Here is a 20218-nt window from a genome sequence, read left to right as displayed (position 1 = left end):
CGACCTGCTATCTCAAGGGTGTGTCCACCCGCAGGATGAATGACCTGGTCGCCAGCCTGGGGATCACCAACCTGTCGAAATCGCAGGTATCCGACATGGCCAAGGACCTCGACATCTTGGTCGAGGACTTCCGCCACCGCCCACTCGACGGTGGACCCTACCTGTACGTGTCCTGCGACGCGCTGACGATGAAAGTCCGTGAAGGCGGACGGGTCGTGAAAACCTCCGTGCTGCTGGCCTGCGGGGTCAACGTGGAAGGCTACAGGGAATTACTGGGCATGCAGGTCGCCACCGCAGAGTCCGTGGCCTCCTGGACCGGGTTCTTCCGGGATCTCAAGGCCCGCGGGCTGGACCAGGTGTACCTGGTCACCAGCGACGCCCACCTGGGCATCCAGCACGCCATCGGCGAGGTACTGCCGAATACGTCGTGGCAGCGCTGCCGGACGCACTTCGCCAAGAACCTCTCGTCGATGGTCCCCAAGACGCAGTGGCCGACACTGTCGGCGATGTTCCAGACGATCTTCCAGCAACCCGATGCCGCCGCGGTGTGGGCCCAGGCCCGGGAGGTCGTCAGTTTCTGCGAGCACAGGTTCCCGAATGTCGCCAACTACCTGGAGGAGGCCCTTGATGAGCTCTTGGCATTCACCAGCGTGCCGAAGGCGGTGTGGACGAAGGTGTGGTCTAACAACCCCACCGAACGGCTCAACCGTGAGATTCGCCGGCGTACCGACGTCGTGGGGATCTTCCCGAATCGTGACGCGGTGGTCCGGTTGGTCGGGGCGGTGCTCGCTGAGCAGCACGATGACTGGATTCAGCAGAAGCGCTACATGTCGTTGACGAGTCTGGAGCAGACCAGGACGATGATGAACGCCAACGTCATCGACGCCGACGTCACCGTGCAGGAGGCAGCATGAGCTGGACTCGCTATCAGGCTCGTGACGGTCCCTGACCTGGAGTCAGACGCACTGTTTCAGCGGAAGGGAGATACACCACTTCCCAGGACTTGACCTTGAAGTATCGCGTGAAATTCTACTGCATGACCTTCCGGACGTTGGATGGCGCCAATGAGGGTTGTAGAGACGCAAAACGGCCGATGACTACATCGCACCGCCCCGAAACTCCGCCGCGAGATTGTCGAACTTCTCGCGGCGTACGGCGTCCTCCTCTTCCCACCGGGCCGCGTGCAGCGATAGGCGCGCAGCACGGTCAGCCCACAGATTGCCGCCGCAGTCGGCGTGGCCCTTCACCCACTTCACTTCCGCATTGCGGTGGCTCTGCTTCTCATGGCCGGCGTAGTTCCGCAGCGTGGACCAACGACCCGGAATGGCCTCCGTGTCCTCCCACCAACGCAGCGCCAGCTGGGAGTCCGAATGGATGACGATCTTCCGGGCAGACTCGCAGAACAGCATCACACCCGCGGCGATCGCCGCGGTCTCTGCGACACGGATCTGGGCGTGGTCCTTGATGAACTCCCGGTCCAGCACCGCCGAGGCCACAACTCCCAGCGCCGGGCAGGATATTCCGATCGCAGACCACGACGAGCCCGGCACACATGAGGCGTCCGTGTATACGTCGATCTGCTCCGGGATCTCCTCCAGATCCGGGAACTCGGACACCAGCAATGGGCGGTCCCACGCACCCCACCACCGGTGGGTGTAGAAAGCACGTCTCTCGAACCGGGTGCGGTACTTTTCTGCCATCGAGCGCTGGATCAGTCCGGTACGCACGCGCTGAGTCGTCGGCGGGTTGGGGACACGCCCGGACGAACCTGCCCGCGTGATCATGTCCGGAACCTCCCGGGACAGGGCAGTCATCGTCGTCAGATCAGCACTGTCGCACCGCTCAACACCGGTGATGCCGAGCCCCGCCGACACGAGACCGGAGGCAACGTAGGTGGAGTCGATGGGGAAGGGCTGGTTCCGTGAGAGGCACCGGTGCAGGCTGACCCGCAGCGGCAGGGGAGAGCGGCCGAGCTCCGGGCGCCGGGTGATCCACTGCGCGAGGCTCTGAACCACCTGGTCCCGGTTTCCGGCGACCACCGGTGAGTACGTGCCGCGGATGCTCACGCACCCGGCGAAAGTCGAGTGGCCGGGCCTGAAGAACTCGGTGAGCTTGCGCACCGTGATGTCCACTGGGAGGTAGGCCGTCGTACAGGGGCTGGCGGTCTGCGGCCTCGCTCTGCGCCGGGGCATGCCCGCGGGACTGGGTGTGGACGGGCGACGGGTCGGGGCGAGAGCGGTGGTCACGGTTTCTCCTGTGTTAGGTGGGCGACAGGAGAGCACGCTAGAGGCGGTGAGGACGGGGAACGGTGGTGGTCGAACTCGATGTTCGAGTGGTGGCCGCTCCGGCTGCTGTCTCACTCGGTGCTGGCGACCATTTCGACAGAAATCTCGGTGTCTGCAGGGTCGATGCCATACTCCGGGAACAGGGTGAGCGCGTCGCGCACCATGGCCGGGATCTCATCGAGGCTACGGGCCTGAGTGAACAGCCCGTCGACCTCGGGGACGGACACCGCCCACCAACCCTCGGACCTGGTGGCGGTTGCAGTGAGTTGCGTGGTCATGGATCCATTCCCAACTGTCCTGGGGCAGCGGGTGCTGCCGGTGAATCTGAGCCTAGCGGGGCTGTCCTGTAGCAGTCCAGGCAAGACGACTAGACAAAACCAGTCTTCACCTGCTGCTACGCTCCCACCCATGACCACACTCATCACCACGATCCGCTCCGGCGGGCAGACCGGCGTGGATCGGGGAGCACTGGATGCTGCCTGTGCCGCCGGCGTGCCGATCGAGGGGTGGTGCCCGGCCGGAGGGTGGGCGGAGGATCTGCCGGAGGCCCCAGGTCTGCGCACGGACTACCCGGAACTGCGGGAGACGCCTTCACGGGAGCCGGCACAGCGCACGGAGTGGAATGTGCGGGACAGTGACGTCACGCTGATCATCGGCCCCGTCGCAGACATGAAAAGCTCCGATGCGTCACCGGGAACTGCGCTGAGACGGGAACTGGCGTCCTCCTTCTCCCGTCCCGTCCGGACAGTGGGGCAGGGGGATGTCGCCGAACCCGGCGAGTGGTTGCGTCGCCTCGGCACCGGCCTCACCGTGAACATCACCGGACCGCGGGAGAGCGAGTGGCCCGGGGCGTACGAGGCGTCCTTCCGGATCGTCGGTGACCTGCTGCGGCTCAACGCAGGAAGTCAGCCCTCGGCCTCGGCGTAGTCCCGCAGTGATGCGTTGACCACCTTCTCCATCCACGGCGGCTCACCGTGTGAGCCGTCATGGACTTGGGCGGCCGCGGCCAGTGCCGGCGCCCACAGGGCATGGATGGTGTCCACCGGGCCGGCGAGTGCGAACCTCAGCTCCCGGGCGGTGCGGTGGTCCGGCACAGGGAACAGGACGAGCTCACGCGGTGCCTCGGTGTCGAAAACGCGTAGCGGGCACTCGATGACCGCGGAGTCCCGCGCGATCGGCAGGACATTCGCCGGACCGCGTCGGGCCACCTCGGGCAGCCCGACGCGGAGGAGTCCGCCATCCCGGGTGGTCAACCGCGCCAGCGCAGCGACAGTCGCTTTCGCCGCGCCGATCAGTGCCTCGCGGGACGCCGCGTCGATAAAGAGACTGTCCACACGGTCCCACCACGAGGCGAGAGCGGCCGTACGGTGCCCACGCACATCTCCGACCCAGGAAACTGCGGTCGTCGGGCCAGTCGGGGCGATCAGGGACTTCGGGTCGATCCGGATGTCGACATCCACCTCCTGCAGGCCGCTGTCAGACACGGCGTATTTGATGATCGGGCCCATGGACTTCAACAGAAGCTTCCACGTCCTCTGTGTCAACGGCACCGTCCCGTTCTCCGTCAGCGCCATGACCAGACACTGCACCCACAACGCCTGGAATTCCTCGTCGAGCGTGACGATCATGCCATTGAGGAGGACCTCGTCGATCTCCCGGTCCTTGGAGACCGACGATCCCCAGGGATACCAGACCGATGCGCCGAAAAAGTGGTGGAGTTCATCGAAGTGCGATGCCCCGGTCAGCCGGTGAAAAGCCACATCAACCAGTCCCTCGGCGAGATCCAGTGCGGTCTCACGGACGATCGCCGGAACCCGTCGGGTGAACCACGGATTCCACCGGTCCAGCATCGCGGCCGCCTCGGCGCCGTCCTTGCCACGGAAGATGACGGGGAGGAGCATCGTCCGTCACCAGATCCCGACGACCTTCATCCACGCGCCACCGACGAAGATCCAGATCAGCAGGGACGCCACCCCGGCAATGAGCCCGACAGTCCACCATTGCGCGGCGGTGTTGTACTTGGTCCCGAACAACGTCGGGGACGCCCCGCCGGCGTAGTGGGTGAGGGACTGGAAGATATTCGAGCAGTAGCCCAGGACCAACGCGGCCAGCAGCGGCGGTGCCCCCAGGGCGAGCGCCGCGCCGAGGAAGGCGATGTACATCGCGGAGATGTGCGCCGTCGCGGACGCGAAGAAGTAGTGGGCGAAGAAGTAGATGACAACCAGCAGGATCAGTGCCGGCATCCATCCCATCGACCCCAGGGAATCGGCGATGAGCGTCGAGATCCAGTCGATGAAGCCGTACTCGGACAGTGCAGTGGCCATCATGTAGAGCACCGCGAACCAGGTCATCGTGTCCCACGCGGACTTCTCCCGGATGATGTCCTCCCACGTCAGCACGTGGAACACCATGAGGATGATAACGCCGATGAACGCGGTCGTGGTCGCGGAGATGTCGAAGGCCAGATCGCCGACGGTCCACAGCAGCAGGAGGACGACGAACGTGGCCGCCAGCACCTTCTCCCCGTAGCTCATGGGGCCGATGGCTTTGAGCTCGTCGGCGGCCATCTGCCTGACCTTCGGCGTCTTCTTCAGTTCGGGCGGGTAGACGGTGTAGATCAGTGCCGGGACGACGATGAGCGCGACCAGTCCGGGGACGATCGCGCCGAGCGCCCACGTCGCCCAGGAGATCTCGACACCCTGCTGGGACGCGAGCGAGGCGATCAGCGGGTTGCCTGCCATCGCGGTGAGGAACATCGCGCAGGTGATGGAGTTGGAGTTGGAGGACACGAGCGCGAGGTAGGCGCCGGCCCGACGCGCGGTGGGGCCGGGTTCGGAGTCATAGGTCAGGGCGACCGACTGCATGATCGGGGCCATGATGCCGCCGCCGCGGGCGGTCGCCGACGGAATGGCCGGGGACATCACCAGGTCGGCGAGGCTGAGTCCGTAGCCGACGCCGAGCATGCGTCCACCGACCTTGGAGACGAAGTACAGGGCGATGCGGCGTCCGAACCCGGTCTTGATGAAGCCCCGCGAGAGCAGGAACGCCATGACGATCAGCCAGATGGTGGCGTTGCTGAATCCCATCAGTGCGTAGGGGGCGCTGGCGTCGTCACTGTCCGCTGACAGGGGCACCAGGTTGAGCAGCACGGCGGCGACCATACCGATGATGGTCACGGCACCCATCGGCATCGGCGCCATGATGATGCAGACGATGGTGGCGACGAACAGGCCGAACATGCGCCAGGCCTGGTCGGAGAGCTCGGAGGGATGGGGAACGAACCAGAAGATGACGGTGATGGCGACAGCGACACCGAATCCGGTGAGGACGCTGCGCCAGTGGTCCGAGGGCGGGGCATCGACCCGCGGATGCGGTTGCTGAGGTGCACCGGAGTCCGTAGATCCGGCGGACCCGGTGGACTCAGCGCACCCGGTCGCCTCCGGTCTCTTCGCTTCCGCCGGGGTTTCCGACTGCGGCTCCGTCGGGGTGGCGGACCGACCTGAGGATTCTGAGTGTCTGGACATCGCCTGAATTCCTTCCCGGTAGGGGTGACGCCGGTGTAGTCACTGATGCGTTCACGTCTAGGTTAGAAGCACAGTGCCCGGTCGGACAGTCCCCGTGACCAGAGACACGCCTTATCCGGGGCCGGGAGCACCCCGCCCCGTGGTCAGGCCGAGCGGTCGGCTACTGCGTTCAGTCCATCAGTCGCGGACACCCGCCCGGCCCGCTGCACCGTCCACCGGTTCTCCGGCACGTCCAGCCCGTAGGACGACCGCAGCGTCGACCCCGGGTACCCGGTGCGGAACAGGCCACACTCCTGCAGGATCGGCACCACCTCGTCGACGAAAATCTCCAGGCCACCGGGATAGAACGGCGGCATGATGTTGAACCCGTCGGCCGCCCCCGCCCGGAACCACTCTTCGATCGTGTCCGCGACCTGCACCGGAGTGCCCGTGAACACCCGGTGACCACGCGCTCCGGCCAGCCGGCCGAGCAGCTGACGCACCGTCGGGAGTTCCCGTTCGATGATGCCGGCGACCACCTGCGACCTGCTGTGGTTGTTGTCCAACGTCTGCCCGGTCGCCCGAATCGCGGACAGCGGGATCACCGTGTCCAGGTGATCCTCCGTGAAGTCCAGGTCGAACAGGCCGTTGAGCGTGGGCAGGTTGAACGCCGGATTGATGAGGTCGGTGAACTCCGCCTCCAGTTCTGCGGCCTCCTTCTCCGTCTCACCGATGAAGGGGGAGAGCCCCGGCAGGATCTTCACGTCCGACCCGGAACGGCCGGACGCGACAGTCCGGGAACGGATGTCCGTGGCGAAGTCCACGGCGTCCTCCAGTTGTTGGTGGGCGGTGAAGATCGCCTCGGCGAAGCGTCCGCCCAGGGCACGCCCCGCGTTCGAGGATCCGGCCTGGACAAGTACCGGATGCCCCTGCGGCGAGCGCGGCACATTCAGCGGCCCCTTCGTGGACACGTACCGGCCCCGGTAGTCCGCCGGATGCACCCGGGAGGGGTCGGCCCAGCGTCCTGCGACCGGATCGACGAGCAGGGCGTCCTCCTCGAAGGAGTCCCATAACGCGACTACTGCCTCGACGAACTCGGTGGCGCGGGCGTAGCGTTCCTCCACCGACGGGTGCCCGGTCAGGCCGAAATTCGCCGAGGCGACGTCGGCGGCGGTGGTCACGATGTTCCAGCCTGCCCGTCCGCCGGAGATGAGGTCCAGGGACGCGAACGCCCGGGCGAGGGTGTACGGGTCGTTGTAGGTGGTGGACGCCGTGGCGACCAGACCGATGTGCTCGGTCCGCGCGGCGATGGCCGAGAGCAGTGTCAGCGGCTCGAAGCCCGCGCCGGGGCGCAGCTCGACATTGCCGGTGACGGCCGGGGAGTCGGCGAAGAAGATCGCGTCGAGCCGGCCACGCTCGGCGGTCCCGGCGATGTCCACGAAGTACTCCGGGTCGAGCAGTCGCTCCGGGGTGGTGGCGGGGTGTCGCCAGGCGGCCTCGTGGTGGCCCTCGGGGTAGACGAAGGCGTTGAGGACGAGCTGGTCGGTACGGTCGGTGTAGCTGGTGCGGTGGGTGTGGTCGGTCATGTCAGTTCTCCTGTGGCGTAGGGGTTGAACTCGTTGGTGAACAGGTCGTCGGGGTTGACCTCGTCGTCGTGGAACTCGCCGTTACGGACCAGCCAGTCGGTCCAGATGCTGAACTCCTCGGGCTGGATCACACCGCCGGGTTTCAGTATCGATGAGCTGCGGTAGTACTCGGCCAGCGCAGGGTCCTCGTCGCGGTCGCGGCCCGCCATGATGGTCTTGTAGCGGTCGACGACGGTCTGCCGGTCGGTGGTCTGCAGCCAGCGGATCGCCCGGGCGACACCCTGGGTGAAGTCGGCGACCGCGTCGGGTGACTTCTCGATGAAGTTGTCGCGGAAGATCCAGGAGCCGTAGGAGAACTCGTCGAAGAGGTCCTTGTCGGTGTAGATCTCCCGGAAGTCCCCGGACGCCGCGGCGCGCTGGAGGAAGGGTCCGCTGACCGCGCCGACGTCGATCTGCCCGGAGCGCAACGCCTCCTCGTTGTTCACCGGTTCGACGACGACCAGGTTGACCTTCCCGATCTCCTCAGGCGTCAGGCCCTGCTGGCGCAGCCACTCGCGCGTGATGAACTCGGCGTGGGCACCCAGGGTGTTCATACCTATGGTCCTGCCGATGAGGTCCTTGCCGGTGTGGATGTCCGAATCCTTCTTGACGAGGAAGCCGTTGTAGGTCTCGGCGTCCGCCCCGTAGGAATCGACGACGCCGGTGATCTTCGCCCCGGACGCCCGGAGCTTCGCGATCGCACCGTTGAAGGCGGAGCCGAAGTCGGTCTCGCCGGTCGCGACATTCTGGATCGAGATCGGCCCCGAGGAGGTGTCGCTGACGCGGTTCAGGGCGATGTTGTCGAAGTAGCCCAGGTCCTCGGCGAGTTCGGGGAGGTTCACCGAGCCCGGCGTCCCCTGGTACTTCAGTTCATAGCGTCCGTCGGCGAGTTCGGTGGCGCCGCCGGTGCCGGCACATCCGGCCAGTGCCAGGGAGGCCAGGAGGCCGAGTATGCCGAGCAGGGCTGTGAGCAGGCGTCGCATCAGCGCCACCTCGACAGCCGACGCTGCACGGCGAGCAGGCCGTAGTTCGCCAGCAGGCCGAGCGCGACGATGGCGATGATGCCGACATACATGTTGGCGATCTGGAAGTTCAGTTGGGATGCCTGGATGAGGTAGCCGAGGCCGGACTTCGCACCGATCATCTCGGCGGCGACGAGGACGAGGATGGACGCCGCCGCACCCATCCGCAGGCCGGTGAAGATCGAGGGCACCGCCGAGGGCAGCACGACCCTGATGAAGATCTGGTGCGGGCGCAGGTTCAGCGACCGGGCGGAGCGCACGAGCAGCGGGTCCACGGTACGTACCCCGGTGAGCGTGTTGAGCAGGATCGGGAACAGTGCGGCGTAGACCACCAGGGAGATCTTCGCGGTCTCGCCGATGCCGAGCAGCAGAGTCACCACGGGCAGCAGGGCGAGGGCGGCGGTGTTGCGCAGGATCTCGAGAACCGGGTTGAGCAGGTCGGCGAGGAAGCGGTACCAGCCGATGAGCAGGCCGAGCGTCACACCGGCGACGACGGCGATACCGAAACCGACGACCGAGCGCGTCAGGCTCGCACCGACATGGTGGCCGAGCGTGCCGTCGGTGGTCAGCCGCCACGCCGCATCGAGTACCTCGCTCAGCGGCGGCAGGAAGATCGGGTTGACCCAGTCATTGCGCGGCGCGATCTCCCACACGGCGAGCAGGACGAGGATGAGCAGCGAGCGGGTCGCGGTGCGTCCTGCGAGACGCGGCAGGGCGTGCAGGATGCCTCGGGCGCGGGAGGACGCGGTGGGCGTGGCATCGGAGTCCGGGGTCGTGGGGTGCTCAGGGGAGGACGCCGGGTCAGCGCCGGCGGGTGAGGTGGTGGACCCGGGGGAGGTCCCGGTGGTGGCGTAGGCGTCCGGTGCGGTGGATGTGGAGGTGAGTGTCGTGCTCATCGGTGGGCTCCTGTGAGGGGTCGTGGGGTGGTCTCCTGCTGGAGCAGTGCCCAGAGGTGGTGACGCAGGGTGCGGAAGTCCTCGGTGGAGCGGGCATCCGGCACCGAGCGGTCGATATGGACGTCTTCCAGCGCCCGGATCCGGCCCGGGCGGGCGCTCATCACCGCGACGCGGTCGGAGAGGTACACGGCCTCGTCGATGCTGTGGGTGACGAAGACGATGGTCTTCTGCGTCTCCTCGCGGATCGTCAGCAGCATGTCCTGCAGGGATTCGCGGGTGAAGGCGTCAAGGGCGGCGAAGGGCTCGTCCATGAGCAGCACATCCGGGTCGTAGGACAGGCTGCGGGCGATGGCTACGCGCTGTTTCATGCCACCGGAGAGTTCCCCGGGGTGGCGGTCGGCGAAGTCGGACAGGCCGACGAGGTCGAGGTAGTGGCGGGCGGTCTCGCGCCGTTCGCGCCGGGAGCGGACGCTGTTCTCCAGCCCGAACTCGAGATTGCCCAGGGCGGTGCGCCAGGGGAGCAGGGCGTACTGCTGGAAGACGATGCCGCGGTCGGTGCCGGGGCCGACGACGGGGTGGCCGTCGATGAGGATCTCGCCGTCGGTCGGCGTGGTCAGGCCGGTGAGCAGGTCGAGGAGCGTGGATTTCCCGCAGCCGGAGGGGCCGAGCAGGGAGAGGAACTCACCGTCGCGGACGTCGAGGCTGGTGCGGTCGAGCGCGGTGACTGTGGTGCCGGAGGCGCCGGCCGGGAAGATCTTGGACACTTCCCGGACGGAGATTTTCGGTGGGCTGTTGCTCAGGTCTGTGTTGGTCATGGCGCGGGATTCTGCCAACAGGTTCTGACTTCAACAAGAGGTTCTGTTCTCGTCACGCTGAACAACGGGAGGGTGGTTGACAACGGCGCTGCAACACGCGTGCCCGACATCACCCGCCACAGGTCGAAGCGGCCTCCACCCCGGTGAACCGGTCGCCGAGCCAGTCCAGGGCCTGCAAGGTGTGGTTGGCCTGGGGGACGGCATGGCCCAGTCCGGTGCCAGGCAGCACGGCCGGAGAGCCGTCCGTGAGGAACGTCACCGATGCCCCGGAGGCGCAGTAGTCCGCGGCGAGCTGACGGGTCTGGCCGTAGGGGATCGTGTCGTCATTGGTGCCGCCGAGGATGAACATCGGCACGTCCACCGGCCGGTCGCCGAGCCGGTAGTCCGGTCCCATCAGGACGCCGCGCAGGTCGGCGTCCTCCCGGATGATCTCACCGAACGAGCGGCCGTCGGTGGTCAGTTCGCGCGAGTCGAACATCATCGAGGCCATCGGATCGGTCGGGTCGATCTCGCTGAGATCCGGTGTGGAGGTGTCGATGGTGAAGGTGCACTGGTCGGCCGTTTCGGCGAGGAAGGCCTTGCCCTCGTCGTTGAAGTACATGTCGGCCAGCCCGGCGAGCTCCGGATTCCGGGCGATCGCGCCGTTGAGCGCGAAGCCGAGGACGTTGCCGCCCATCGACCCGTCCACGGTATCGGTGACGTCCTGTAGGTTCGCCGGCGGAGCTCCGGCGAAGACTCCCTTGAAGTTGAGTTCCGGGGCGTAGGACGCCGCGAGTTCCGCCGCACCGGCGGTGGCCCCACCTCCCTGGGAGTAGCCGAAGAGGGCGACGGGGGAGTCCGCTACAGCGCCTGCGAAAGCGAGTCCGGCCCGGGCCGCGTCCAACACAGCGTGGGCTTCCTCGGTGTGGTTGACGTAGGTGTGTTGGCCGGGCGTGCCGAGGCCGATGTAGTCGGTGACGACGACCCGGTATCCGGCGGCCGAGGCCATCGCATAGAACGGATACTCGTAGTTGACGTTAATGCTGCCTGCGGCCATGTCGGTGCTGGCGAACAGGTTGCCGGCGCGTGAGGGGGCGCAGTAGTCCCCGGCGCCGCGGGTGCCAGGTGCGAAGACGATGGTGGGTGTGGGGCCTTCACCGGTCCAGGGGCGGGCGGGTTCCATGACGAAGCCGCTGGTGGCCACGGGTGAGCCGTCCTGGGCGGTGGTGGTGTAGAGGATCCTGTCGGCGCGGGCGGGGGCATCCTCCTGATCGAACCCGGCGAGCAGATGCGGGGCGAACTGGTCGCGGATCAGGCTGCCTGGGGCGGCGGGAATGGAGGCCGGGGGAGTGTAGAACGGGTCGTCCGCCGGGGCTCCGATCGTCGGGTCTGTTGCAGCGAGACTCGGCGGGACACCGGGGGCGGTGTCTGTGGTGGTCGGGGAGGCTACCGCCGTGGCCGTGGCGAAGGCGGTGCTGAGCGCGAGGACGGAAAGCGTGGAGAGCCCGGCGGTGAAGAGCCGGTGTGTGAACGTCATGCCCGGATGTTACGGGTCATAAAACTACATAGGTAGTCCCCTCGCGCAGGCGGGTAGATTCGGCAAGGTTCCACGCACATCCGAGAGAAAGTCATGACCTGTATGAGCCGCAACATCATGTTCGCTGGGGGCATCCCCGCCGACAGCACCGAAGAGGTCTACAGCCTTCTCGCCGAGGCAGTCGGTGACCGGGCGATCTCCTGGCCTGACGGAGAGAACACCCCGGCCCGCCTCAAATGGATCGGAGGTGTCAACAAGCGCGTCCTGACGCCGGCCGAGTGCTTCGAGATCGTGGACGACAGGGACGTCCCTAAGCCGGCGGTACATGATGAAGAAGGACGCCACCGCCTGCGCATCCGCCCCGGGGCCACGGTGGATCTGCGCGGTCGTCTTCCGTACGCGCAGGATGCGATCGACTCTTACGCGGTCTTCACCCGGATGAAGAAGGAGGGCAAGATCCCTGCTGACACCCTCTTCCAGGTCTCTGTGCCAGGAGCCCACGACGTGGTCTCCATCAGCTTCGCCTACTACGAGGAATGGCCCGTCGCCATCGCAGCATGGCAGGAGGCGCTGCAGGACGAATACCGCCGCATCCTCGAGGTTATCCCTGCAGACGAACTGTGCATCCAGATCGACTACTGCACCGAGCTGGACCACATCGGTGGGGCATGGGCCAAACTCCTCCCGTGGGTGCCTGACCTGCCCGCCGAGGAGCTGTTCGAGCGGTACACCTCACTGGAGTACATTGGCCCGCACCTCGCGGGGCTTCCCGAGGAGGTCCGGATCGGATTCCACATCTGCTGCGGCACTGCCCCGTACTACCCGGTCCAGCCGCTCGACACGATCGACCTGCCGGTTCGTCTGGCCAATGCGATCCAGGCTGCGTCCGGAAACAAGGTGAACTACTTCCATATGCCGGCGATGCAGGATTCCGGCGACGAATACTTCGCTCCGCTGGCGGACCTGACCACCGGGGACGCGACCATCTATCTCGGCATCGAAGTCAACGATGGTGCGGAGGAGATGGAGCGCAGGGCCGCATCCGCCCGGAAGTTCCTGCCCGAGTTCGGCGTGGCGCACTACTGCGGCTACATGTGGAACAAGGAGATCATGCCGGGGCTGCTGAAGGACCTGAGAACCGGTGCCGACCACCAGGCAGACGCCGTCGCAGGCTGAGTCAGACACTTCAGGGCGGGGCAGAGGGAGAGAAGTCCTACAGGGGGCGCCCTACCGCGCAGCGGAGCGGACGCTGTTGGCCTCGCGCTCCAGCTCCTCGATCTCTCGGTTGAGCTCGGCGGCGTGCTCGACGGCCTCTTCCCGGGATGCGGCTGCGGGATTGGAACCCCACATCGGTCGGCCGTTGGTCTCCGGAAGGTAGCGCAGGGCGATCAACCCGATCGCACCGGCGATCATGAGGTAGTAGGCGGGCCACATCAGGTTGTCCGTGGCGGAGATCAGGGCCTCCATGACCGTGGAGGTCGTGCCGCCGAACAGGGAGATCGACACGTTGAAGGCGATCGCCAGGGCACCGGCGCGCACCACCGTCGGGAACAGGGAGGGCAGGGTCGACGGCATGATCGAGCTGAAGCAGATCAGCGACAGTCCCATGATGAGCATTCCCAGGAAGACCGTCACCACGTTGTCGACCCGGACCAGGAGGATCGAGGGGACCGCCAGCACGATCAGCGAGACGCAGCCGGCGAGGACGATCGGCTTGCGTCCGACACGGTCCGACAGCCTGCCGAAGACGGGGATCAGCAGCAGGCAGATCAGCATGACGATGATCTCGAGGATATTGGCCGTGAGGCTGGTGATCTCGAAGCCGTCCTGCCGGTTGCCGACCTCGTCGAAGTAGGAGGGCATGAAGGAGGTCAGCATGTAGTTCGTGACGTTCCAGGCGATCACCAGGCCACAGCAGACCAGGATGGAGGGCCAGAGGGACGCGATCTTCTTGAACTCGTGGCCCTCGAAGTCGCGGGCCGCGTGGGTCTCGCTCTCCGGTGCGCTCTTGGCGGCCTCCTGTGCCTCGAAGGCGGGGGTGTCGCTGAGCTTGGCGCGGAGGTAGATGCCGATGAAGCCCAGTGGAAGGGCGACGAAGAAGGGCAGGCGCCAGCCCCAGGACTGCATGGCGTCGTCGCCGAGGACGGACTCGAGGATCACCGCGACAGAAGCGCCGAGCACGTAGCCGCCGAAGGTACCGACCTCCAGCAGGCTGCCGAAGAAGCCACGTTTACGGTCCGGGGCGTACTCCGCGATGAAGGTCATGGCGTTGGAGTATTCGCCGCCGGTCGAGAAGCCCTGCAGGAGGCGGCAGAGCAGCAGCAGGAACGGTGCGGCCATGCCGATGGTGGCGTAGTCGGGGATGATGCCGATGAGGAAGGTGGCGGTCGCCATCATGATCATCGTGATGGCGAGGACACGGTTACGTCCGATGCGGTCGGAGAGCGGTCCGAAGATCAGGCCGCCGATCGGGCGGACGAGGAAGGAGACCGCGAAGAGGCCGGCGGTGATGATCTTGCCTGCTGCGCCGGAGTCCTCCGGAAGGAACACCCCCTCGATGGTCAGCATGAGGTAGCCGTAGACGCCGAAGTCGTACCATTCGGTGACGTTTCCGATGGCGGCGGCGTTGATGGCGGTTCTGACGGTGGCGGGCTCGGTGACGGTCACGTCGTCTGCCTTCCACCTCTTTCCCTTGGTGGGGGTGGGGGTCTTCGGGTGTGATCCGAACATGGCTGGGGTCAGCCGTCCTTCCGGGGTTCCGGGGTGTGCAGTGGGTGGGGTTGTCCTGGGCCGCGGTCCTTTCGTCGGGTCTTGACAGACGGGTCCCGTGGCACGGAGTGCACGGGACCGTGAGGACGCCGGGGAATGGCGTCCGGTAATGAAATACTCGTTCTACTGTATAGTTGCCTTATCGATATGAGCAACCTGATCGCCTCTCTCTACTGAAGCTGAGAGGCGAAGTGACCGGCGTTTACGCAGGTAGCCTCCGTGAATCTGGGGTGAACTACATCGTCGCAGGTCGGGGGAAGATTAGGGAGTGGTAAGACCGGTCCTGGCGTCCGTGGTTCACCTCGGACTCATCAGAGCCCGTGCCACTCTGAAGGGACGGGAGTGGCACGGGCGAGAAGAGATCAGGCCTTGCCCGCGTCCTTCACCGCGTAGAGCGGGTGGTCCAGGCGCCAGGTGGCCAGGGTGATCAGGGTGGACAGGATCGCCAGGACGGCGAGTGTGTCATCGGTGCCGGCGGAGACGAAGAGTACGGCGCCGGTGAGGATGCCCCCGAGGAAGCCTGCGTAGGTCACGGCCTGGGAGACCCACACCCAGCGGCTCACGCGGGCCATGTGGAGGGCGAACCCCTGGCCCATCTTCACCAGCGTCCCGGTGACATAGGACAGCGGCATCGCGACCTGGTTGTTGCGGCTGACGGACGTGTTGAGTGCGCCGAGTCCGAAGGCCAGGCACAGGACGGGGATGACGCCGAACAGGTCCGATGCTCCCTCGGTGGCCACGTCCGCGAACCAGGCGAGATAGGCTGCTCCGGTGGTGAGGACCGTGGCGCCGTGCCGGGACTTGCGCCACCAGCGGATCCTGGCCCAGGTCGCGACCATTACACCGAGGACGAAGACGAGGACGGTGGTCAGGGCGCTGATACCCAGGACATGCTCCCCCTTGGCATGCTCGAGGATCATCCGCTCGGTGTTGCCGGTCATGAAGGTGACGTACCAGCCGTCGGTGTGCAGCCAGGCAGCTGCGCCCATCGCGCCGGCCAAGCCGGCAAGCACGATGCCGAGGGCCATTTCACGACCGTCGTGATAGGGGCCGAGGGCGGGGTGCGGGGTGCTCGGCGGACTGTGCTCGTCCGGTCGGTTGACCGGGGTAGCTGTGGTCTGGGTATGCGTGGTCGTGAGATGTGAGGGCACGATCGGGCGCCTTTCCGGGTAAGGGTCTGTCTGGTCTGTCCCGTCTGGCCGGACGGCCAGATCGGTCCCGGGGCGACACCGCCGGTGCGAGGAGAGTCGGCGGTGTGTCCCGGGGTCGGCCAGTCTATGTGGGGTGTACGCTCTTCACCTCATGATTCCGGACACGTCCGACCAGTGTGGAGATGCAGGGCACAGTGCGCTCATGGTTTCCCCGCCTGGCTCGCGCGAATGCTGCTACTGTTTTCAGGAAGAGAACTCACCGGGTTCCGGGGATGCCGGCGAGGGGCCGTCGCATACGTCGAGACGAAAGCCGACATGAAAGTTGAGGGCGGGGACATGGGGTTCACGCATACACGCGCAATGACCACACTGGTGGTCGCCACCTTCGCGGTCCTGATACTCACCGGGTGCTCCGGAGGAGAGTCGGAGTCGGGGAAAGCACCATGGAGGGGGAACACAGCCGACGGACCAGCAGGGGTTCCGACGATCAGCATCCTGCCGCCGGGTTCGCTGGCCCCGGGAATGGAGATGAAAGGACTTCCGAAGTTCCCGGAGAGCAGCGGGATGTCAGACGAAAGGGCGGAGCAGGCGGTCGACACCATGGTGACGGGTGACGTCGGCGCAGTTGAGCGACTGTCCCTCCAGCAGTACATGGGGGCGCCGGACGGCAGGACGAATTCCCACTCAGACCAGGTCCTCGAAAATCTCCGGCGCTGACCCGACGTCCACCACAGGATGGGGCCGAGGACAGGGACAAGCCAGCAGACGGCACCCCGCAACTGTGTCCGCCCGTGTCGCTCATCCCGGCCAACCAGGTGGTCAACACAGCTCCTCTCAACCGGGACTACCGGGCGCCCCGGTCCCCGGTGTGTCCTTCGCCGCCCACCGCAGCCCGCGGTTCAACAGCCGCATGACCCCGCGGTACGCCCACGGCATGTTCACCTGTGCCCAGCGTCCCACCCGGATGTCCGGGCTGGTGTACAGCAGGTAGCGGCCTTTGCGCACACCACCGACGATCGAGGACGCCGCCTCCTCAGGCGTCACCGCGATGCCCTGGAACAGGCCTTTCGCCTTCGCGACCCGGGGCTTCGACTGGTCGACACCGTCGATGTCGATGGTGCGGACCAGGGGAGTGTCCACCGCACCCGGCACGGCACAGTGCACGGCGATCCCGGAGGACGCCAGGTCGAAGCGCAGCACCTCACACAGTCCCAGCACGCCACCCTTCGACGCCGCATACGCCCCGTGCCACGGCAGACCCAGGAACCCGGCCGCCGAAGACACACAGCACAGGTGCCGGGAGCGCTTCCTCCCGGGCAGTAGCCCGAAGACGCGGCGTCCTTCCCGACCTTTCAGCCCCGGCGCGGACGCCATGGCAGGCACCAGTGCCTCGACCACGTTCACCGTGCCCATGAGGTTGACGTCGATGACCTTCGCCCACTTCTCGTGCGGCAATGTGGTCGGGTCACCCCAGATGGCGATGCCGGCGACGTGGAAGACCTCCTCGGGTGCGCCGTGGCCGTCGACCAGCGCAGTACCCCAGGACGACACGGCCTCATGGTCGGCGACATCCAGGGAGGTCACGTCCACGACGGACCCGGGGGCGGCGTCCTCCAGTTCTGTGCGGAGCGAGGCCAACCCCTCTTCGTCCCGGTCGGTGAGCGCGAGTCGGCGTCCCTCACGGGCCAGGGTGCGGGCGACCTCCCGGCCGATGCCGGACGCCGCCCCCGTCACCACGCTGTAGTCGAGGTCCATGGTCCACCTACTCGAACTCGAGGCCGAGCAGGGCGTTTTCCACCAGCTCGGACAGGGACGGGTGCGGCCAGTACTGCTTCGTGGCGAAGTCGACCAGATCCAGGTCGAACTCGATCGCGGTGACGAGCAGCTGGATCAGCGTCGCCGCCTGCGGGCCCATGATGTGCGCGCCGAGCAGACGACGAGACCCGGCGTCCGCGATGAGCTTGCAGAACCCGGTGGTGTCCTCCATCGCCCAGCCGTAGGCCACATCGGAGTACTCCTGCACCTTCACGGTGAGGGTGCGGTCGTTCTTCTCGGCCCACGTGCGGGCCTCCGCCTCGGTCATGCCGACGTAGCCGATCTGCGGGTGGCTGAAGATGCCGCCGGGGACGTTGTCGTGCTTGAGCGGCTCGAGATCGAACTCGTCGGAGGTGGCGACATTGTGGAAGACCGCCCGCGCCTCCTGGTTCGCCACATGCTTGAGCTCCGGGCCGGCGATGGCGTCGCCCAGCGCCCAGACACCGTCGGCGGAGGTGCGGCCGAAGTCGTCGACGATGATCTTGCCGTCGTCGTCGAGCTCCACCCCGCCGGCCGCGCAGTCCAGCAGATCGGAGTTCGGGACGCGACCCTGGGCCAGCAGCAGTTCGTCACAGTCGATCTCGCGGCCGTCGTCGAGGGTGACGGTGACCAGGCCGCCGTGCTCGCGGGCACCGGTGACCGTGCGACCCAGCAGGTTCGTCCACTGGGTGCCCGAGACCTCGGTGAAGCGGCTGCTCACCGTCTCATCGAACTTCCGCAGCAGGATGTCCGAGCGGTTGATGACGAAGACCTCCACGCCCAGGGAGGAGAAGACGTGGGCGAACTCGGTGGCGATGATGCTGCCGCCGAGGATGACCATGGTGCGCGGCAGCTGCTCCATCCGCATGACGTCCACATTGGTGCGGTAGCGCACGCCGGACTCCGCGATGACGTCCGGCACCCAGGTACGTGTGCCGGTGGCGAGGATGACCTGGTCGGCGGTGATGGTGGTGGCGTTCCCGTTCTCCCCGGTGCCGATCTGCATCGTGCGGTCGCCGGTGAAGCGGGCGACGTCGGAGTAGAGGGTGATGTTCGGGGTCTCGTCGCCCCGCCGGTACTCCTCACCGCCGCGGGAGATCGGGTCGATGCGCCGGCCGAAGACGCGCTCCTTGAGACCGTCCCAGTCGATACGCCACTGCGGCTGGTCGACCGGCTCACCGGTGCCGGGGTTGACCGGGGACAGCCCGTAGCGGGAGGCCTCCGTGAGCTCCCGGGCGACATCGGCGGTGTAGACGTACATCTTCGTCGGGATACACCCGACGTTGATGCAGGTGCCGCCGAAGATGCCCTTCTCGACGATAGCGATCTTCCGGTCGTTGAGTTCCTCGGGGATGGAATTGCCCGAGCCGGTGCCGACGATGATCAGGTCGTAGTGTTCTGCGTGTTCTGCGTGTTCTGCGTGCTCTGCGTGCTCTGCGCTGTCTGCCGCGATATCTGCCATGGGCACGATTGTAGTGATCTTCGCGCGTCGCTGGGTGTGCCGGCATCTTGGGACCGGAGGATGGAAAATCGCGCGGAAACCATCCTGCGGACCCAAGATGCTGACAGGGGTGGTGGGAGGACGCCGCGGCATGGTCTCATGGGCTCAGCCGGACAACGGGGACGACGGGGACCGGCGGGGACACAGGGGAATTCTGGGGAATTCAGGGGACACAAGGGGAGACACAGATGGGATTGACGAATCCGGCGTACCGGTTGCCTGGACATGTGGCCGAGGCAATGCGTGAGGGGAGGTACCGGCCAGGGAACGGCCCCTGGTACTGCAGTCGTATCCTGCCGGACAATGTGCCGCTGATCAGACAGCAGTTGCTCGACTCCGGGGTGAGCCGTTGGCGTGTGGACACCCGCTACGATGCGGTCGCCCATGGCGTCCTGCTGGCGACGGACACGGAGCGCACCGACGAGGACTGTGGGGCGTACCGGCACTGCGTCATCATGCGCGCGCGGGCACAGCTGCTGCTGCACCCGGAGTGCGTGCTCGGTGGGTGGGGAGCGGCCGGCTACCACGGGCTGAAGTACTGGGCGGATGCCGCGCCGATCCTCCTGCTCAGCGATACCGTTCCACCCAGGGGCAGTGATGTGACAGCGGATGCTGCAGAGCACCCCTTGCGTGCCGCGGTGAGGGCCCTGCCACCGGGCTTCGATCTGGAGCGGGACACTGTCACGCCCGACCCCGCCTTCCCGACACTCCGCGTGGTCAGTGCGCCGATTGCTCTGGCACAGTGTCTGCGGTCGGTGCTGTCGGGGAAGCACGACTGGCGGACCGTGGAGATCGCCGGGCTCAGTCACACCGACATCTGCGCGGTCCAACTGCTCGACGCCTTCACCCAGTGCACGACGATCACGCATACGCAGATACGGGAGGCCTGCCGCGGGATCGTCGGCAGTCGACAACTCACGCGGCTGCTGGCACTGAGTATGCCGGGAGCGGAATCACCCCGGGAGACGGAGCTGCGGCTGTTCGTCCGCGAGATGCTGCCAGACAGTCACGTGTGGGAGACGCAGGTCGGGGTGCAGTACCGGGAGGAGACCTCCTGGGGAGCGACGCGAACCCGTGCGACGTTCTTCGACCTCGCCTGCCGGAGTCTGCGGATCGGTCTCTACTATGACGGAAAACACCACGAGGATGCTGACCAGACCGAGAAAGACTTCGAGCAGCTCCAGGATCTGCGCGATGGTCAGTGGATCGTCGTGCGGATCAACCGGAAGCTCATGGCGAACCCACGGAAGATGCTGCGTCAGATTGCCCTGGCCATTGCCTCGGCAGTGATCGCAAGGAGTGCGGCTGAGTAGTCAGGAGCTCGCCGGACCCACCGCGTCG

Annotated in this window: 17 protein-coding genes and 1 pseudogene; 5 read left to right on the top strand and 13 right to left on the bottom strand. The window is 66.4% G+C overall.

The genetic code is table 11. From position 1 onward, the window contains the following. The coding region (locus tag CVA01_RS07715; protein WP_141329785.1) for an IS256 family transposase at positions 1-914 on the top strand (914 nt) is incomplete at its 5' end. 183 nt (positions 915-1097) lie between these two features. On the opposite strand, the gene CVA01_RS07710 is transcribed toward CVA01_RS07715, so the two are convergent. After that, positions 1098-2246 (bottom strand): RNase H family protein, encoded by a 1149-nt coding sequence (locus tag CVA01_RS07710; protein ID WP_141329783.1) that lies wholly within the window; start codon positions 2244-2246, stop codon positions 1098-1100. A gap of 110 nt (positions 2247-2356) precedes the next feature. Continuing rightward, positions 2357-2563, bottom strand: coding sequence for a type II toxin-antitoxin system HicB family antitoxin (locus CVA01_RS07705; protein ID WP_141329781.1), 207 nt, complete (start codon positions 2561-2563; stop codon positions 2357-2359). Between the two features lie 130 nt (positions 2564-2693). Here CVA01_RS07705 and CVA01_RS07700 point away from each other — a divergent pair, with 130 nt between their 5' ends. Next, the gene (locus CVA01_RS07700; RefSeq protein WP_141329779.1) at positions 2694-3212 is read left to right on the top strand and encodes a YpsA SLOG family protein; all 519 of its coding nucleotides are present in this window, start codon (positions 2694-2696) and stop codon (positions 3210-3212) included. On the opposite strand, the gene CVA01_RS07695 is transcribed toward CVA01_RS07700, so the two are convergent. The 7 genes and pseudogenes from CVA01_RS07695 to CVA01_RS07665 all read right to left on the bottom strand — a co-directional run bounded on the left by CVA01_RS07695 (position 3191) and on the right by CVA01_RS07665 (position 11662). Beyond that, positions 3191-4186, bottom strand: coding sequence for a hypothetical protein (locus CVA01_RS07695; protein WP_141329777.1), 996 nt, complete (start codon positions 4184-4186; stop codon positions 3191-3193). The genes CVA01_RS07700 and CVA01_RS07695 overlap by 22 nt on opposite strands. 6 nt (positions 4187-4192) lie before the next feature. Then, a pseudogene (locus CVA01_RS07690) lies at positions 4193-5662 on the bottom strand (anion permease); the annotation flags it as partial. 290 nt (positions 5663-5952) lie between these two features. Further along, entirely contained in the window at positions 5953-7374 is a 1422-nt protein-coding gene (locus CVA01_RS07685) for an LLM class flavin-dependent oxidoreductase (protein ID WP_141329775.1), read from the bottom strand. Next, a complete protein-coding gene (locus CVA01_RS07680; RefSeq protein ID WP_141329773.1) occupies positions 7371-8396 on the bottom strand; it encodes an ABC transporter substrate-binding protein in 1026 nt (341 codons plus the stop codon). The genes CVA01_RS07685 and CVA01_RS07680 overlap by 4 nt, the downstream gene beginning before the upstream one ends. Next, positions 8396-9331: an ABC transporter permease gene (locus CVA01_RS07675; RefSeq protein WP_141329771.1), complete on the bottom strand. Its 936-nt coding sequence runs from the start codon at positions 9329-9331 to the stop codon at positions 8396-8398. The genes CVA01_RS07680 and CVA01_RS07675 overlap by 1 nt, the downstream gene beginning before the upstream one ends. After that, positions 9328-10146, bottom strand: a complete 819-nt coding sequence (locus tag CVA01_RS07670) for an ABC transporter ATP-binding protein (protein WP_141329769.1) — start codon at positions 10144-10146, stop codon at positions 9328-9330. The genes CVA01_RS07675 and CVA01_RS07670 overlap by 4 nt, the downstream gene beginning before the upstream one ends. A gap of 109 nt (positions 10147-10255) precedes the next feature. Then, positions 10256-11662 carry a lipase family protein gene (locus CVA01_RS07665; protein ID WP_141329767.1) on the bottom strand — a complete coding sequence of 469 codons (1407 nt, stop codon included), beginning with the start codon at positions 11660-11662 and terminating at the stop codon, positions 10256-10258. Between the two features lie 102 nt (positions 11663-11764). Between CVA01_RS07665 and CVA01_RS07660 the strand changes: the two genes are divergently transcribed. After that, the gene (locus CVA01_RS07660) at positions 11765-12838 is read left to right on the top strand and encodes a hypothetical protein (protein WP_041630050.1); all 1074 of its coding nucleotides are present in this window, start codon (positions 11765-11767) and stop codon (positions 12836-12838) included. A 51-nt stretch (positions 12839-12889) separates the two neighbouring features. On the opposite strand, the gene CVA01_RS07655 is transcribed toward CVA01_RS07660, so the two are convergent. Next, a complete protein-coding gene (locus CVA01_RS07655; protein ID WP_141329765.1) occupies positions 12890-14392 on the bottom strand; it encodes an MFS transporter in 1503 nt (500 codons plus the stop codon). 401 nt (positions 14393-14793) lie between these two features. Then, a complete protein-coding gene (locus tag CVA01_RS07650; protein ID WP_141329763.1) occupies positions 14794-15582 on the bottom strand; it encodes a YoaK family protein in 789 nt (262 codons plus the stop codon). 360 nt (positions 15583-15942) lie between these two features. Between CVA01_RS07650 and CVA01_RS07645 the strand changes: the two genes are divergently transcribed. Beyond that, positions 15943-16299: a hypothetical protein gene (locus CVA01_RS07645; RefSeq protein ID WP_170209724.1), complete on the top strand. Its 357-nt coding sequence runs from the start codon at positions 15943-15945 to the stop codon at positions 16297-16299. 117 nt (positions 16300-16416) lie between these two features. On the opposite strand, the gene CVA01_RS07640 is transcribed toward CVA01_RS07645, so the two are convergent. Together CVA01_RS07640 and mtr are read right to left on the bottom strand one after the other, a co-directional pair. Continuing rightward, positions 16417-17337 (bottom strand): SDR family oxidoreductase, encoded by a 921-nt coding sequence (locus CVA01_RS07640; RefSeq protein WP_141329759.1) that lies wholly within the window; start codon positions 17335-17337, stop codon positions 16417-16419. Between the two features lie 7 nt (positions 17338-17344). Then, positions 17345-18838, bottom strand: coding sequence for a mycothione reductase (gene mtr, locus CVA01_RS07635; protein WP_174775619.1), 1494 nt, complete (start codon positions 18836-18838; stop codon positions 17345-17347). 344 nt (positions 18839-19182) lie between these two features. Between mtr and CVA01_RS07630 the strand changes: the two genes are divergently transcribed. Next, the gene (locus CVA01_RS07630; RefSeq protein ID WP_244938196.1) at positions 19183-20190 is read left to right on the top strand and encodes a putative endonuclease domain-containing protein; all 1008 of its coding nucleotides are present in this window, start codon (positions 19183-19185) and stop codon (positions 20188-20190) included. Positions 20191-20218: the final 28 nt, after the last annotated feature.

Origin of the sequence: Corynebacterium variabile (genome assembly GCF_006539825.1) — a bacterium.
In the GTDB taxonomy this organism is placed as follows: Bacteria; Actinomycetota; Actinomycetes; order Mycobacteriales; family Mycobacteriaceae; genus Corynebacterium; species Corynebacterium variabile.
Note: the sequence above shows the minus strand (reverse complement) of the source record. Positions and strands in the feature narration are given on the sequence as shown.